We start from the raw sequence: 12,781 nt of genomic DNA, 5'->3' as shown, positions 1-12,781 counted from the left end.
GCCACCATCTCGGGCGTGATGCCGTGGATGGGGATCGTCGCCTCGGGAATGGAGCGGCCCGGGTCGACCAGCTGGTCGAACGACTCGCCGCGCAGCAGCTTGCCGTTGACCACGCGCGTCGCGCCGATCTGGATGATCTCGTCGCCCTGGGAGGGCTGCAGCCCGGTGGTTTCGGTGTCGAACACCGTGTAGGCCAGCTCGACCAGGCGGCGGTCGTCGAGCTCGCGCTGGCTCTCGCGGCCGGCGAACAGGTCGAAGTCGTAGTACTCGGGCCGGCTCTCGCTGCGCAGGAAGGCGGCCTCGGCAGCCTCCTGGGCGGCGGCGCTGGGCGCCAGCGGCAGCAGGAAGCGGAAGAAGGCCTGGTGGCGCACGCGGTCGCGCTCGAACCAGAACTCGCCGCCGTGCCGCTGCACCACGTCGCGCACGGTCAGCGCACTGGCCTCGCTGCCGGTGGCGATCGGGTCCATCTCCCAGCTCATCACCGTCTCGGTGCTCATCGCCTGGCCGGTCCAGGCGAGGTCGAGCCGCGCACGCGGGCCTTCGGGCGCGGCGGCCAGCCGCAGATGCAGTGCGCGCACCTCGAACTCGTCGCGCAGCCGCTGCGCCAGGTAGCCCAGCGCCTGCAGCAGCGAGTAGCTGTCGAGCTTGAGCCACAGGCTCTCGTCGACCTCGCCGGCGCCCGTGGCCAGCCCGGTCTGCGCCTCGATGCGCCGCCGCGCCGCCTGCACGAAGTCCGCCCCGAGCATCTCCTCCAGCGGCCAGCGCGTGGCCAGGCCCTGAGCGTTCTGCGCCGCCAGGCCGGCGATGCGGCGACTCATCGCGCGCGCTTCGTCGCGCACCACGTCGAGGAAGCGCTCGCGCATCGCCGGCTCGAGCGCCTCGTCCTCGAGCATCTCGGCGGCGGCCTGCAGGCTGGCCAGCGAGGCGCGGCTGCCCTCGGTGAGGCCGTGCAGCAGGCGCTCGCGCTCGCTCTCCTGCTCGTACTCGCGGGTGATGTTGTCCAGCAACAGCACGAAGCCGCTGAACGCGCCGGCGGCCTCGACGCCCTCGGCGGCGCGCACCGGCGCCATCTGCGCGCGCAGCAGCTGGCCGCTGCGCGTGACGGTGACGAACTGCGCACTCGGGTGCGCAGCGCCGCGCTGCACGCGCTGCGTGACGCTCTCCAGTGCATGCGCCACCAGCCGGCGGTCGAACACGGTGTAGATCGAGCGGCCCAGGCCGATCAGCTCGGCGCCGTCGGCCAGCGTCGGAGCGTCGGACAGCGCGCGGAACTGCATGCGCGCCCGGTTGTTGTAGAGCAGGATGCGGCCGTCGAGGTTGCACACCACCACGCTCTGCGTCAGCTCGCTCATCAGGGCCGCCAGGCGGTTGCGCTCCTGCTCGACGCCGCGACTGGCGCGCGCCACCTCGTCGGCGATGTCGCGGCGCAGCTGCTCGCGCTGGCGTGCGAGCTCGTTGAAGGCCTGCGCCAGCGCCTGCAGCGCCGGCCCGCCGTCGGCGGCTTCGAGGTCGCGCTGCACGCCGCTGGAGACGACCGCCAGGGCCTGCTCGCCCAGGCGGGCCGGGGCGGCGATCCAGCGCCGGATCAGGGGCTGGGCGGCGCCGGCCACCGCGGCGCACAGTGCCACGGCCACCATGAACAGCAGCGCCATGCGGTCGCCGAGCGCGGCAGCCAGCGCCTCGCGCTGGCCCAGCTCCAGCGTCGACCAGACGAGCGCGCCGCCGCCCAGCCCGAAGACGGCCAGCAGCAGCGCCGCGGCGCCGGCCACGGCGGCGGTGGCCAGCATCAGGGCCCGTTCGCGCATCACGCGGGCGCCCCGTCGAGCATCTCGCGCACCTTCTGCACCAGCTCGCGCGTCGAGAAGGGCTTGGTCATGTAGGCGTCGGCGCCCATCGCCAGCCCCTTGGCGACGTCGGTGTCGCGGCCCTTCGCGGTCAGCATGAGCACCAGCGTGCCCTGCAGCGACTCGTCGGCGCGCAGCTCCTGGCAGACCTCGAAGCCCGACTTGCCGGGCATCATCACGTCCAGCAGCACCAGCCGGGGACGTTCCCGGCGCAGCACCTCCAGGGCCTCGTGGCCGTCGCGTGCGACATGCACCTCGAAGCCCTCGCGCTTCATCAGGTACTCGAGCGAGATCAGGATGTTCGGCTCGTCGTCGGCGATGAGGATCTTGCTCGTCATGCGTCGTCTCCTGGGGGGGCCGTTGGCGCGCCTGGCGGCGCCGGCTCTGTCGGTGGGTTCCACGGTAGCGTGAAGGCGAAGCAGGCCCCTTGACCGTTGTCAGGCCGCAGCTCCAGCCGCCCGCCGAAGTGCTCGATGATCTGCCGGCTGATCGGCAGGCCCAGTCCGGTGCCCTGCGGCCGGTACGTGCTGTCGCCGCCCTGGCGGAAGCGCTCGAAGATCAGCGTGCGCTGCGCCGCCGGCACGCCGGGGCCGTTGTCCTGCACCTCCACGTTCGCGCCGTGCGCGTCCGCCTGCAGCCGCACGACGATGCGGCCGCCAAGGGCGGGCACGAACTTGGCAGCGTTGGACAGCAGGTTCAACAGCACCTGCATCAGCCGGTCGGGGTCGGCACGCAGCGTCGGCACCTGCTCGGGCAGCGAGAGTTCCAGCGCCGCGCCGCGTTCGCGCAGCATCTCGGCCACCGTCTGCGCGGCCTGGCGGATCAGCGCCACCAGGTCGATGTCGGCGTTGTGCCACTCGGCGTGGCCGGACTCGATCTTCGCGAGGTCGAGCACCTGGTTGACGAGCCGGCTGAGCCGTTCGGTCTCGGCCACCACGATGCCTAGGAACTGCTGGCGCTGCGCCTCGGGCATCCCGGCGTCGTCGCGCATCATCTCGGCCAGCGCGCGGATCGAGGTCAGCGGCGTGCGCAGCTCGTGCGTCACCGAGGACATGAAGTCGTCCTTCAGCCGGTCCAGGCTTTCCAGGCGCTCGTTGGCCGCGCGCAGCTCGGCCGTGGCCTTCTCCAGGGCCAGCGAGTGGGCACGCAGCTGCGACGCCTCGTCGAGGATGCGCAGCACGTCGTCCATGGCCAGCGGCTCTTCCTCGACCACCGAGGCCACCATCACGCGCGCCGAGGCGCTGCCGATCGCGCCGGCCAGCTGCGTCTCGACGAAGTGCACCAGGCCGGCGTCGGGCACGATGCCCTCGACACCCGCGGCCCCTCGCGAGCGGGCATAGTCGTCGAACAGCTTTGTCGTGCGCGCCTGCCCGAGGAAGCGCACCGCCAGGGCGAGCAGGTCGGCGACCTTGGCGCGGCCGCGCCAGAACACCAGGCCGGCAGCCGACGGCCGGCGGTCGAACACGTCGACGAACAGCAGCGCCTGGCTGGTCTCCTGCGCCGAGGGCGTGCGCCACAGCGAGACGCCGACGTACAGCCCTACGTTGACCAGCAGGCTCCAGAACAGCGAGTGGGTGAGGTTGTCCAGCCCGGCCAGCCCGAACAGCTGCTCGGGCCGCAGCAGGACGAGGCCGAAGGCGCCCGCGGCGATGAAGTCGGTCTGCCACCAGCCGGACTTGGCGATCGACGGCAGCATCAGCGTGTACACCCACATCGCGAAGCCGCCGAGCAGGCCGGCCAGCGCGCCCTCGCGGGTGCCGCCCTTCCAGTACATGCCGCCCAGCAGCGCCGGCGCGAACTGCGCCACCGCGGCGAAGCTGATCAGGCCGATGCTCACCAGCGCGTAGGCCTCGCCGGCCAGGTGGTAGTAGAGGTAGCCCAGCAGCAGCACGCCGACGATGGCCGAGCGCCGCACCTGCAGCAGCAGCCGCGTGAGGTCGGCGCGCCGCGCGAAGGCCTGCCACTTCAGCAGCAGCGGCATCACCAGGTCGTTGCAGACCATGGTCGAGACGGCGATCGCCTCGACGATCACCATGCCGGTGGCGGCCGACAGCCCGCCCACGAAGACCGCCAGCGCGAGCGCATCCTGGCCGGCTGCCAGCGGCAGCGAGAGCACGAAGGTATCGGCGCCCTCGGCGCTGCCGAAGTGCAGCAGCCCGCCGAGGGCGATCGGCAGCACGAACAGGTTGATGGCCAGCAGGTAGGCCGGGAACACCCAGCTGGCGCGCCGCAGGTGCCGCTCGTCCACGTTCTCCACCACCATCACCTGGAACTGGCGCGGCAGCAGCAGCACCGACAGCATGGACAGCAGCGTCAGCGCGAACCACTGCGCGTAGGCGAACGTCCGGCCCTCGGGTGCCAGGCGCAGCAGCCCGGCCAGCGCCGCATCGGCGCGCACCCGCTCGAAGATGTCGCCGACGCCGCCGAACAGGCCCCAGGTGACGAACGCGCCGACGGCGAGGAAGGCCACCAGCTTCACCACCGACTCGAACGCGATCGCCGCCACCATGCCTTCGTGGCGCTCCGTGCTGTCGAGATGGCGGGTGCCGAACACCATCGTGAAGCCGGCCAGCGCGAGCGCGACGTACAGCGTGCCGTCGTGCCACCAGGCGCCGTCCGCGGCCGGCACGCTGCCGGCCGGCGTGGTCAGCAGGGCATAGCCGCTGGCGATGGCCTTGAGCTGCAGTGCGATGTACGGGACGATGCCGACCACGGTGATCAGCGTCACCAGCCCGGCCAGGGCGCGGCTCTTGCCGTAGCGGCTGGCGACGAAGTCGGCGATGGAGGTGATGCGGTAGATGCGCGCGATGCGGATCATCTTGCGCACCACCATCCAGGCCAGCAGCATGGCCAGCATCGGCCCGAGATAGATCGGCAGGAACCACACGCCGCCGGTGGCGGCGCGGCCGACGCTGCCGAAGTAGGTCCAGGCGGTGCAGTACACCGCCATCGACAGGGCGTAGACCCAGGCATTGCCGATCAGGGAGCGTCCCTGCGCGGCACGCCGGTCGGCCCACCAGGCGACGACGAACAGGATCGACAGGTAGAGGAAGGACGCCCCGAGAACGAGCGCGGGGGACAGCATGTCAGTCCCTGCCGCGCTCCATCAGCCACGCCAGCGCGGCGATGAGCAGGGCCCACACGAGGAAGAGCGCGGCCGGAAACAGCGGCACGCCCAGGAGCGTGACGTCGCGGTCCCACAGCGCGATGAGGGGGAAGTTGAACAACAGCAGCGCCAGCGCGAACAGCCCGGCCAGGCGCTGGTGCAGCAGGCGCGTCTGCACGGGCCCCCCTCAGGCCTTCTGCTTGGCGCCCAGCGTGTGGGCGTGGCGCCCCAGCGCGAAGCTGGCGAAGAACTTGCACCAGATCGTCGAGCCGGCGATCGCGGTCCAGGTGTCGTACGGAATGCCGTAGGCGACGACCGCCACGATGACGAACACCACGACGATGCCGGCCAGGCCGTTGATCGCCATCTCGTAGGGCGCCCAGCGCTCGGCATCCGGCGGCGGCTCGCCGCGCTTGAGCGCCACCTCGGAGAAGTCGCGCTTGACGAGGATGCGCCAGGCGCGGCGCAGCCAGAAGAAGGCCAGCGGAAACAGCGCCAGGAAGAGGATCCAGGTCAGCGCCACGCTGATGTCGAAGGTCATGCTCGGCTCCGTTCGATGTGTCCGGCGCGGACGCACCAACAAGAAGGGCCCCGCCAGCGCTGCCGGCAAGGCCCCGTCCGCAACGCCGGCCCTGGCGGGCCGGCAGTCTCAGGTCGCGCTCAGACGGCGCTCAGTGTGCACCATCCACGGCCTTGGCACCGCGCGGGATGCGCACCGCCTCGACCATGTGCTGGATGTGCTCCGGCGGCTCCTTGGTCACCTTGTCGACCGCGAAGGCGACGATGAAGTTCACCAGCGCACCCACCGCGCCGAAGGCTTCCGGCGTGATGCCGAAGAAGCTGTTCGCGCCGCCGATCACGCCGAGGAACTCGGTGCCCTTGATGAAGAAGATGCCCTTGTGCGCGAACACGTAGAACAGCGTCACCGCCAGGCCGGCGAGCATGCCCGCCATCGCGCCTTCCTTGTTCATCTTCTTGCTGAAGATGCCCATCATGATGGCGGGGAACAGCGAACTCGCCGCGATGCCGAAGGCCAGGGCCACCGTACCGGCCGCGAAGCCTGGCGGGTTCAGGCCCAGCCAACCGGAGATCACGATCGCCACGGCCATCGAGATCTTGCCGGCGAGCAGTTCGCCCTTCTCGCTGATGTCCGGCTTGAACACGCCCTTGATCAGGTCGTGCGACACCGCGGCAGAGATCGCCATCAGCAGGCCCGCCGCCGTCGACAGCGCCGCGGCCAGGCCACCGGCGGCGACCAGCGCGATCACCCAGTTGGGCAGCAGCGCGATCTCCGGGTTGGCCAGCACGATGATGTCGGCGTTGACGTTCAGCTCGTTGCCCTTCCAGCCGGCCTCCTCGGCCTTCTTCTGGACTTCGGCGTTCTTGGTCTTGTCGTTGTAGTACTGGATGCGGCCGTCGCCGTTCTTGTCCTCGAACTTGAGCAGGCCGGTCTTCTCCCAGCGCTTCATCCAGTCCGGACGCTCCTCGTACTTGATCGCGCCTTCCTTGTCATAGACGTTGGCGTCCTTCATCACCACGCCGGGGTTGACGGTGCGGATCAGGTTGGTCTTGGCCATCGCGGCCACCGCCGGGGCGGTGGTGTACAGGATGGCGATGAAGACCAGCGCCCAGCCGGCCGAAGAGCGCGCGTCGGCGACCTTCGGCACGGTAAAGAATCGCATGATCACGTGCGGCAGGCCCGCCGTGCCGATCATCAGCGACAGCGTGTAGACGAACATGTTCAGCGTGCTGCCCGCGGTGGTCGTCGTGTACTTGCCGAAGCCGAGGTCGGTGACGACCTGGTCGAGCTTCTGCAGCAGCGAGACGTCGTGGCCCACCAGGTTCGAGCCCAGGCCGAGCTGCGGGATCGGGTTGCCGGTCAGCTGCAGCGAGATGAAGATGGCCGGGATCGTGTACGCCAGGATCAGCACGATGTACTGCGCCACCTGGGTGTAGGTGATGCCCTTCATGCCGCCGAACACCGCGTACAGGAACACGATGCCCATGCCGACGTAGATGCCGACTTCGCTGGAGACGCCCAGGAAGCGCGAGAAGGCCACGCCCACGCCGGTCATCTGGCCGATGATGTAGGTGATCGAGGCCGTCAGCAGGCAGATCACCGCCACCGTCGAGGCCGACTTCGAGTAGAAGCGGTCGCCGATGAATTGCGGCACGGTGAACTTGCCGAACTTGCGCAGGTACGGGGCCAGCAGCATGGCCAGCAGCACGTAGCCGCCGGTCCAGCCCATGAGGAACAGGCCGCCGCCGTAGCCCATGTTGGAGATCAGGCCGGCCATCGAGATGAACGAGGCCGCCGACATCCAGTCGGCCGCGGTGGCCATGCCGTTCATCACCGGGTTGACCTGGCCGCCCGCGGCGTAGAACTCGCTGGTCGAGCCGGCGCGTGCCCAGATGGCAATGCCGATGTACAGCGCGAAGCTCGCGCCGACGACGAGGTAGATGGTGGTTTGCAGATCCATGGTCGCCTCAGTCCTCGTGCACGTCGAACTGACGGTCGATGTCGCCCATCTTCTTCGCGTACCAGAAGATCAGCGCGATGAAGATGTAGATCGAGCCCTGGTGAGCGAACCAGAAGCCCAGCGGATAGCCGCCCAGCTTGATGCCGTTGAGCAGGTCGGCGAACAGGATGCCTGCCCCGAAGGAGCAGAGGAACCAGATGACCAGGATCTTGGTCAACAGGCCCAGCGTGGCTTTCCAGTAGCCCTGTGAGTCGTGTTGCATGCGACGGTCTCCTCGCAAGTGAATGAACGTGACGCGCGAGGAAAGCTCCCCGCGCGCCAACGGCCGGACTATTCGTGCCGGCTCTGACCACCTTCTTACACAATCCCAACGTGGGCTTACGAACTAGTCAGTAACCCGCATGTCGCGTTTCGCGATGCGGTCTCTGAGCGCATTTGCGCGGGTAATTCCCGAGAGGCGGTGGGATCAGTCGCTTGCGGCAGCGGTGCTGCGCCACGGCGTCCACACCAGGCCGGCGCCGAAGCTGAGGTTGGTCTTCGAGGCCAGCAGCGGGCTGGCGCGGTTGGCCGCGCCGTGCATCGCGTTCAGGTCGACGGCGACGAACCACGACAGGTCGCTCGCGATGCGCCGGCGCAGCGACAGGCCGAACTCCGTGCCCAGGTAGCCGGCGCGGGCCTCGTAGGCCGGGCGAGTGGCGGTGGCCTGGTCGGCGCCGACGCCGTAGAAGTAGCGTTGCAGCGGCCGGCTGGCCCAGGTTGGCTCGATCGACGCGGTGAGCACCGAGCCGGCGCCGAGCACCCCGAACTCCCGCCAGCGCAGCTCGGTGGAAAAGGTGCCGCCGCGCGAGTCGATGCGGCGGAAGTCGGTCGACTGGATCGCGCGCAGCTTGAAGTGCGCCGAGGCACCGTTGCCGCCCGCGCCCTGCCAGCCCTTGTAGACCAGCTGCGGGCCGATGCCGAACAGGTAGTCGAGCTCCGGCATGCCTTCGCGGCGGTCGTTGCTGCGCGTGTTGAAAGCGGCCGTGGCGGTGAGGTCGAGCTCCCAGTGCGAGGTGTCGACGAAGCGGCTGCGGATGCCGCGCTCATCCACGCTGACCACCGGCCCGCGGTAGACGAACCAGGGCACGACGATGGCGCGCCAGTGCGACTGGTCGGCGCCCGGGTAGTCGGGGATGCGGCCACCGCCGGCGGCGATGCCGGCCTCCCAGCGCGGCAGGCCGCCGGCGGCCGGCTCCTGCGCTGCCGCGGCGCCGGCCGCACCGGCCAGCAGCAGGGTCAGTGCGATCTTCCTATTCATGGCCGCGAGTATCGCCACAACGACAAGCCCCTCGCTTGCGCCGGCGCAGTCGCCCCGGGGCCGTGCCGGCGCATGCTTGCAGGATGAAATGGATCGGCCGCTTTCGGCGCATTCTGCTCGCCCTGGCGCTGGGTGCCGCCGGGTGGCCCGCGCTCGCGCTGGACGCAGGCAGCGCGGCGGGCCTGCTCGCCAGGCGCCAGGAACTGCAGGCGGCGTTGCGCGACAACGCCTTCGGCGAGCCGCTGGTGATCGTCTCGCGCGAACGGCCCGACCGCATCGAGGGCGACGTGTACGCCGAGCTGCCGTTCGCCTTCGCCGACGCCACCGCCGCCTTCCGCACGCCGCAGGCGGTGTGCGAGCTGCTGTTCCTGCACCTGAACGTGCATGCCTGCCAGCCGGCCGAGGGCGGCGTGTCGGTGCTGGCCGGGCCGAAGAAGACCGGCGGCGCCGGCATGACCGCGCAGATGCGCTACACGATGCGCACCGAGGTCGATGCGCCGGGCCACCTGCGCGTGGTGCTCACCGCGCCGACCGGGCCGCTCGCGACCACCGACTACCGCATGGTCTTCGAGGCCGTGCCGCTGGAAGGCGCGGGCAGTTTCGTGCACTTCGGCTTCGGCCACAACGCCGGGCTGCTGGCCCGCATGGCGATGCAGACCTACCTGGCCACTGCCGGGCGCGACAAGATCGGCTTCACCGTCACCGGGCGCGACGCGCAAGGCCAGCCGCAGTACGTGAAGGGCGAGCGCGGCTCGCTCGAGCGCAACGTGATGCGCTACTACCTCGCGCTGCAGGCGCACTGCCGCGAGCGCAGCGGCTCGGCCGACGAGCGCATGCAGGCGCGGCTGCGCACCTGGTTCGCACTGACCGAGCGGCACGCGGCGCAGCTGCACGAGTACGACCTGGACGACTACCTGGGAGAGAAGCAGCGCGACCTCGCGCGCATGGCCCAAGGCCGCTGAGGGCCATCGGGCCGCTGTCAGATCCGGGTCAGAAGCCTGCACGACAGTGCCGGGAGGGCCGTGGCACCAACGGCCGCTTCGCCTCCAGGAGCTGCACAGGGGATGTTCACCAGCACGGCCGTCCCGGCCGCCGCCACCGGGCCGGCGCCCATGACGAGCCAGGACCGGAGAGTCGTCTTCGCGTCGTCGCTCGGCACGGTGTTCGAGTGGTACGACTTCTATCTCTACGGTTCGCTCGCGCCGATCCTGGCCGCGCAGTTCTTCTCCGGGCTGGATGCCGCATCGGCGCTGATCTTCGCGCTGCTGGCCTTCGCGGCCGGCTTCATCGTGCGCCCGTTCGGCGCGCTGCTGTTCGGCCGGCTCGGCGACATGATCGGCCGCAAGTACACCTTCCTGGTCACGATGCTCATCATGGGCCTGTCGACTTTCGTCGTCGGCCTGCTGCCGGGGCAGGCCGCCATCGGCGTGGCCGCTCCGGTGATCCTGGTCCTGCTGCGGCTGCTGCAGGGGCTGGCGCTCGGCGGCGAGTACGGCGGGGCCGCGACCTACGTCGCCGAGCACGCACCGGCGGGCCGTCGTGGTGCCTACACGGGCTGGATGCAGACCACCGCGACGCTGGGCCTGCTGCTGTCGCTGGCGGTGATCCTGGGCACCCGCGCCGCCATCGGCGAGCAGGCCTTCGCGGCCTGGGGCTGGCGCATCCCGTTCCTGCTGTCGATCGTGCTGCTGGTCATCAGCACCTGGATCCGGCTGTCGATGGAAGAGTCGCCCGTCTTCAGGAAGATGAAGGAGGCCGGCAAGGCGCCCAACGCGCCGCTGGCCGAGGCGCTCGGCCGATGGCGCAACCTGAAGCGGATGATCCTGGCGCTGTTCGGCCTGGTGGCCGGGCAGGCGGTGGTCTGGTACACCGGCCACTTCCATGCGCTGTTTTTCCTCACCGAGGTGCTGAAGGTCGACGGCCGGACCGCCCATGTCCTGATGGCGGCAGCGCTGCTGCTCGGCGCGCCGTTCTTCGTCGCCTTCGGCAGCCTGTCCGACCGCATCGGCCGCAAGCCGGTCATCCTGGCCGGCTGCCTGATCGCCGCGCTCGCCTACTTCCCGCTGTTCAAGGCGCTGACCGAGGCGGCGAACCCCGACCTGGCTGCCGCGCAGGCGAAGACGCAGGTCGTGGTGGTGGCGGACCCGGACGACTGTTCTCTTCAGTTCAACCCGATCGGCACCGCAAAATTCACCAGCGACTGCGATCTCGCCCGGCAGGCGCTGGCGGCACGCTCGGTGAACTATGTCAACGAAGCCTCGGCGCCGGGCACGCCCGCCGCCATCCGCATCGGCCCGCTGACGATCGACAGCCCCGTCACCGCAGGCCTGCCGCCCGGCGAGGCGAGGTGGCGCGAAGCGGAATTCAGGAAGGCCGTTGCCCAGGCGCTCGACGCCGCCGGCTTTCCCGTCACCGCCGACCCGGCGAAGATGAACCGGCCGCTGATCGTCGGCATCCTGCTCGTGCTGGTGATCCTGGTGGCGATGGTCTACGGCCCCATCGCCGCGATGCTGGTCGAGATGTTCCCGACGCGCATCCGCTACACCGCGACGAGCCTGCCCTACCACGTCGGCAACGGCTGGTTCGGCGGGCTGCTGCCGGCGATCGCCTTTGCCATCGTGGCGCAGACAGGCAACGTCTACAGCGGCCTGTGGTACCCGATCGTGATCGCCGCGGCGAGCTTCGCGATCGGCACGCTCTTCCTGCGCGAGACCCGGGGTACGGACCTCAGCGCCGGCGACTGAGCGTGTGCCGGCTCACAGCCCCACTTCGAAGCGTTGACCGCGGATGTCGAGCACCGCCGCCTTGGGCTTGATCTGCTCCAGCTTGACGCCGGGACCGAGCGTGTCGCCCTCGTGCATCAGCTGGCCGTTGACGATCAGCAGCCGGTTGGCCGGCGTGTTCGAGTAGATCGAGCCGCCGAAGGCCAGCGGCGGCAGGCCGGCGCGCGCGTCGGGCGGCAGTTCGGCCAGCGAGTTCACGCGCCGTGGCGGGGGCGGTGCAGGCGCCGGCGCGGGTGCCGGTGGCGCCGGAGGCGGCGCGGCGCGCATCGGCGCAATCGCCACCGGCGCGGCCGGAGCTGCGGCCGGCGCTGGCTCGGCGGGAACCATGGGCTGCGGCGGCGGGGCGGGCAACGCCGCCTGCGGCGGGGGTGGCGGCAGCTGGGGCGGGGCCGGCGGCGGCTCGTCGCCGCGCCAGGTCCAGGCCACGGCCACCGCCAGGCCGCCGGCCAGTCCGATGGCGATCCACTGCCAGGGCGCGAGCCCGCGCCGGCGCACCAGGGCTTCATCGTCGTCGCCGACTTCCGGCATCGCCTGCGTATGCAGGCCGGGCACGCTGCCGCGTTCGCGTTCGGCATCGGCCCGCCGCAGCGCATCGAGGATGTAGGACATCGTGGGCTACTCCGGCAGCAGGCGCGGCTCGGCGACGCCGGTGGCGCGGTTGATCAGCATCAGCGTCAGCGGACCGGCCAGTCCGTCGGGCTTGAGGCCCTGCGCCACCTGGAAGGCGTTGAGCCGGTTGCGCAGCGCGGCGTCGAACTTCGTCGGCGCCGGCGGTGCCGGCTCGCCCTGCGCAGCGGCGAGCTGGGACGACAGCCAGTCGACCGGTGCGCCATCGTCGTAACCCGGCGGCGTGCGCCACAGCGTGGCGAACTCGCCGCGCCACAGCCCGGCCAGCTCGGCCAGCGGCAGGGTCATGTCACCGTCGCGGGTGGCCAGCGTCGCCTGGCGCATCGTCAGGCCAGTCAGCAGCACGTGGCCGCGCGATCCGCTGCCCTGCAGCGTGAGCAGCGCCGGCCGGTCGAGCTGGCGGATCAGCGCGAGCGTGCTGGCGCCGCTGCTGCGGAAGCACTGCAATTGCTGGCGCGCCGCGGCGGCGCAGGGCTCGCCCTCGCCGAGCTGCACCTGCCAGGCCGGGGCCAGCGCGCGCCAGGCGTCGGCCTCGCTGCGCCAGGCCGCGGCCAGCACCGCCTTGGCGTCGGCCAGCGGCGGCGCGGCCGGCGCGGCGGCCGATGCCGGCGCAGCCGCAGAAGAGGCCGCCTCGGAGGCCGCCG

At 70.8% G+C, this 12,781-nt stretch carries 12 protein-coding genes; 2 read left to right on the top strand and 10 right to left on the bottom strand.

Going from position 1 to position 12,781, the window contains the following annotated elements; translation table 11 throughout:
• The 8 genes from AB7U92_RS10165 to AB7U92_RS10130 all read right to left on the bottom strand — a co-directional run.
• The coding region (locus AB7U92_RS10165; RefSeq protein WP_428576075.1) for an exonuclease domain-containing protein at positions 1-1,805 on the bottom strand (1,805 nt) is incomplete at its 3' end.
• The gene (locus tag AB7U92_RS10160) at positions 1,805-2,182 is read right to left on the bottom strand and encodes a response regulator transcription factor (protein ID WP_428576074.1); all 378 of its coding nucleotides are present in this window, start codon (positions 2,180-2,182) and stop codon (positions 1,805-1,807) included. The genes AB7U92_RS10160 and AB7U92_RS10165, both read right to left, overlap by 1 nt.
• Positions 2,179-4,929: an ATP-binding protein gene (locus tag AB7U92_RS10155; RefSeq protein ID WP_428576073.1), complete on the bottom strand. Its 2,751-nt coding sequence runs from the start codon at positions 4,927-4,929 to the stop codon at positions 2,179-2,181. The genes AB7U92_RS10160 and AB7U92_RS10155 overlap by 4 nt, the downstream gene beginning before the upstream one ends.
• A 1-nt stretch (position 4,930) precedes the next feature.
• Positions 4,931-5,128: a hypothetical protein gene (locus AB7U92_RS10150; RefSeq protein ID WP_428576072.1), complete on the bottom strand. Its 198-nt coding sequence runs from the start codon at positions 5,126-5,128 to the stop codon at positions 4,931-4,933.
• Positions 5,129-5,137: 9 nt separating this feature from the next.
• Complete coding sequence (locus AB7U92_RS10145) at positions 5,138-5,491, bottom strand: hypothetical protein (protein ID WP_428576071.1); 354 nt, start codon at positions 5,489-5,491, stop codon at positions 5,138-5,140.
• 130 nt (positions 5,492-5,621) lie between these two features.
• Entirely contained in the window at positions 5,622-7,430 is a 1,809-nt protein-coding gene (locus AB7U92_RS10140; RefSeq protein WP_428576070.1) for a sodium:solute symporter family protein, read from the bottom strand.
• 7 nt (positions 7,431-7,437) lie between these two features.
• Positions 7,438-7,692 (bottom strand): DUF4212 domain-containing protein, encoded by a 255-nt coding sequence (locus tag AB7U92_RS10135; protein WP_428576069.1) that lies wholly within the window; start codon positions 7,690-7,692, stop codon positions 7,438-7,440.
• A gap of 204 nt (positions 7,693-7,896) precedes the next feature.
• The gene (locus tag AB7U92_RS10130) at positions 7,897-8,727 is read right to left on the bottom strand and encodes a MipA/OmpV family protein (protein WP_428576068.1); all 831 of its coding nucleotides are present in this window, start codon (positions 8,725-8,727) and stop codon (positions 7,897-7,899) included.
• Positions 8,728-8,810: 83 nt separating this feature from the next.
• On the opposite strand from AB7U92_RS10130, the gene AB7U92_RS10125 reads away from it, so the two are divergent.
• Both AB7U92_RS10125 and AB7U92_RS10120 read left to right on the top strand, forming a co-directional pair.
• Positions 8,811-9,689, top strand: a complete 879-nt coding sequence (locus AB7U92_RS10125) for a hypothetical protein (protein ID WP_428576067.1) — start codon at positions 8,811-8,813, stop codon at positions 9,687-9,689.
• 102 nt (positions 9,690-9,791) lie between these two features.
• Complete coding sequence (locus AB7U92_RS10120) at positions 9,792-11,471, top strand: MFS transporter (RefSeq protein ID WP_428576066.1); 1,680 nt, start codon at positions 9,792-9,794, stop codon at positions 11,469-11,471.
• 12 nt (positions 11,472-11,483) lie between these two features.
• On the opposite strand, the gene AB7U92_RS10115 is transcribed toward AB7U92_RS10120, so the two are convergent.
• Complete coding sequence (locus AB7U92_RS10115; RefSeq protein WP_428576065.1) at positions 11,484-12,119, bottom strand: general secretion pathway protein GspB; 636 nt, start codon at positions 12,117-12,119, stop codon at positions 11,484-11,486.
• A 6-nt stretch (positions 12,120-12,125) separates the two neighbouring features.
• Positions 12,126-12,781 (bottom strand): peptidoglycan-binding domain-containing protein (locus AB7U92_RS10110; protein WP_428576064.1); only part of this gene is annotated, 656 nt, incomplete at its 5' end.

Source organism: Piscinibacter sp. (assembly GCF_050175855.1).
In the GTDB taxonomy this organism is placed as follows: Bacteria; Pseudomonadota; Gammaproteobacteria; order Burkholderiales; family Burkholderiaceae_C; genus Piscinibacter.
Note: the sequence above shows the minus strand (reverse complement) of the source record. Positions and strands in the feature narration are given on the sequence as shown.